3 protein-coding genes are annotated in these 2,992 nt (G+C 72.9%); 2 read left to right on the forward strand and 1 reads right to left on the reverse strand.

What is annotated here, in order from left to right:
- A partial coding sequence (locus ACWEN3_RS44350; protein ID WP_452983789.1) for a protoporphyrinogen/coproporphyrinogen oxidase occupies positions 1-633 on the forward strand: 633 nt, incomplete at its 5' end.
- A 4-nt stretch (positions 634-637) separates the two neighbouring features.
- On the forward strand, positions 638-1,369 hold the full coding sequence (gene hemQ, locus ACWEN3_RS44355) for a hydrogen peroxide-dependent heme synthase (protein ID WP_452983792.1): 732 nt from the start codon (positions 638-640) through the stop codon (positions 1,367-1,369).
- Positions 1,370-1,372: 3 nt separating this feature from the next.
- Here the strand turns inward: hemQ and ACWEN3_RS44360 are convergent.
- On the reverse strand, positions 1,373-2,992 hold a 1,620-nt coding region (locus ACWEN3_RS44360), incomplete at its 5' end, for an alpha/beta hydrolase (RefSeq protein ID WP_452983794.1).

The raw sequence follows: 2,992 nt of genomic DNA on the forward strand, positions 1-2,992 counted from the left end.
GCCGTCGTGCAGGTCTCGGTAGCCCTGCTGGATGTCGTCGAGCTTGTACGTCCTGGTGACCATCTCGTCCAGCTGGCCGCCGTCGAGTACGCCTCGATGGCCCTGATCACCCTCGCCTACCGGCGCGCCGACCTGAACCTGCCCGAGGGCAGCGGCTTCCTCGTGCCGCCCGTCGACGGGCGCACCATCAAGGCCTCGACCTTCGCCTCCCAGAAGTGGGGCTGGATCGCCGAGGAGGACCCCGGCGTGGTCGTCCTGCGCACCTCCGTCGGGCGGTACGGCGAGACGGAGGTGCTCCGGCTGGAGGACGCCGACCTGGTCGAGGTCTCCCGGCACGACCTGCGGGAGGCCATCGGCCTGGACGCCGTGCCGCTGCGCACCCGGGTCACCCGCTGGACCGACGGCCTGCCGCAGTACCCGGTCGGGCACCACGCGCGCGTGGCCCGCATCCGCGAGCACGTCGCCAAGCTGCCGGGCCTCGCGATGTGCGGCGCGCAGTACGACGGCGTGGGCATCCCGGCCTGCATCGCGAGCGCCTACGCGGCCGTGGACCAGCTCGGCGGCGACCTGGACGCAGTGGCGCATCTGACGGCCAACCCGGTGCAGAGTCTGCACGGCGGAGCGGGAGAATAGGAACATGAGTGACGACGCCTCCACCCCCGAGACCGGCAGGATCCCGAACAAGGGCAAGCTGGCCAAGGACCTCAACGAGGTCATCCGCTACACCCTGTGGTCGGTCTTCAAGCTGAAGGACGTGCTGCCCGAGGACCGCGCCGGTTACGCCGACGAGGTCCAGGAGCTGTTCGACCAGCTCACCGCCAAGGACGTGACCATCCGCGGCACGTACGACCTGTCGGGTCTGCGCGCCGACGCCGACCTCATGATCTGGTGGCACGCGGAGAACAGCGACCAGCTGCAGGAGGCGTACAACCTCTTCCGCCGCACGAAGCTGGGCCGCGCGCTGGAGCCCGTGTGGTCGAACATGGCGCTGCACCGCCCCGCCGAGTTCAACCGCTCGCACATCCCGGCGTTCCTCGCCGACGAGACGCCCCGCAACTACGTGAGCGTCTACCCCTTCGTGCGCTCCTACGACTGGTACCTGCTGGCCGACGAGGACCGCCGCCGCATGCTCGCCGACCACGGCAAGATGGCCCGTGGCTACCCCGACGTGCGCGCCAACACGGTCGCCTCGTTCTCCCTCGGCGACTACGAGTGGGTCCTCGCCTTCGAGGCCGACGAGCTGCACCGCATCGTCGACCTCATGCGCCACCTGCGCGGCTCCGAGGCCCGCAGGCACGTCCGCGAGGAGGTGCCGTTCTTCACGGGCCGCCGCAAGGACATCGCGGACCTGGTCGCGGGTCTCGCCTGATCGTCAGCGCCGGTCGGCCTTGCCCTTGATTGCGTCCCGCGAGGACTGCCCCGGGGCGCGGCCGGCCGGGGCGTCGGGCCTCGGCTCCTGGTGCGGCGCGCAGGAGGCGTGCCGTGCCGGGACGCGGCCCTCCAGCAGATAGCCGTCGAGGTACCCGTCGACGCACCTGTTGGGGCCGCCGCCGATGCCGTGGTTGCCCGCGTCCCGCTCGGTCACCAGCGCCGAGCCGGCCAACCGCCGGTTCATCTCCAGCGCGCCCGTGTACGGCGCCGCCGCGTCCCGCTCGGCCGCCAGGATCAGCACCGGCGGCAGCTCACCCGGCCCGGTCCGCACGTCCAGCGGCTGCTGCCGGGGCGCCGGCCAGTAGGCGCACGGCAGGTTCATCCACGCGTTGTCCCAGGTCTCGAAGGGTGCCACCCGGGCCAGCCGGGTGTTGTCCCGGTCCCAGACCTTCCAGTCCGTGGGCCAGGGCGCGTCGTTGCACTCCACGGCCGTGTACACCGCGCTGGTGTTCTCCGCCTCGGTGGCCGTCCCGGCGCTCGGCGCCGCCAGCCGGACCAGCGGCTTCGGGTCGCCGTGCAGATAGGCCGAGAGGGCGGCGGCCCGGCTCGGCCAGAAGTCGTCGTAGTAGCCGGCCATCAGGAACGCGTTCTGCAGCTGGCCCGGCCCGACCCTGCCGTCCGCCGCCTTCGCGGCCAGCCGGTCCCGGGCGGTGTCGTAGCCGCGCTGCACCTTCTCCGGGGTGTTTCCCAGCCGGTACACGTCGTCGTGCCGGGCGATCCAGTCGCGGAAGTCCGCCCACCGCTGCTCGAACGCGGCCGACTGGTCGAGGTTGCTGCGGTACCAGATCTGCGCCGGGTCCGGGTTCACCGCCGAGTCCAGCACCATCCGGCGCACATGGGAGGGGAACATCGCCGCGTACAGCGCGCCGAAGTAGGTGCCGTACGAGGCGCCCATGAACGTCAGCCGGTCCTCGCCCAGCGCCGCCCGCAGGACGTCCAGGTCACGGGCGTTGTTGAGGGAGTTGTAGAAGCGCAGCCCGCTGCCGGAGCGCTGGGCGCAGCCTTGGGCGTAGGCCTTCGCCCGCGCGATGCGCCCGCGCTTGTACGCCTCCGAGGGGTGAGGCGGCGACTGGGTGGGCGTCCTGCCGAACCGTTTCGGGTCCTCGCAGGACAGCGGCGCCGAGCGGCCGACCCCGCGGGGGGCGTAGCCGACCAGGTCGTAGGCGGACGCGATCCGCTGCCACTCCGGGACCGCGCCGATCAGCGGGAAGTACATGCCGGAGGCGCCGGGGCCGCCCGGGTTGTAGACCAGGGCGCCCTGCCGGGGGACCTTCCGCTTGCTGTTGTGCGGGTCCTTCTGCGTGGCCCGGGTGCGGCTGACGGTCAGTCTGATCTGCTTGCCCTCGGGGTGCGCGTAGTCCAGCGGGACGGTGACGGTGCCGCACTCCAGGCCGGCCGGGGCGTCCGGCACGTCGGCGGCGGAGCACCTGCCGAGGCGCAGTCCGGCCGCGCGGGCGCGGGCGGCGGCCACCGCGGTGCCGCGCAGCTCGGCGCCGCCGGGCACGGCGCGTACGCCGGGCGCACCGGGCGTACCGCTCGCCGGAACCGCGGCCAGGGTGGT

The sequence above is a fragment of the Streptomyces sp. NPDC004561 genome (assembly GCF_053602155.1).

What these genes read in the sequence shown, in the direction of transcription:
- hemQ (WP_452983792.1), top strand. Translation starts at nt 638, where the DNA reads ATGAGTGACGACGCCTCCACCCCCGAGACCGGCAGGATCCCGAACAAG.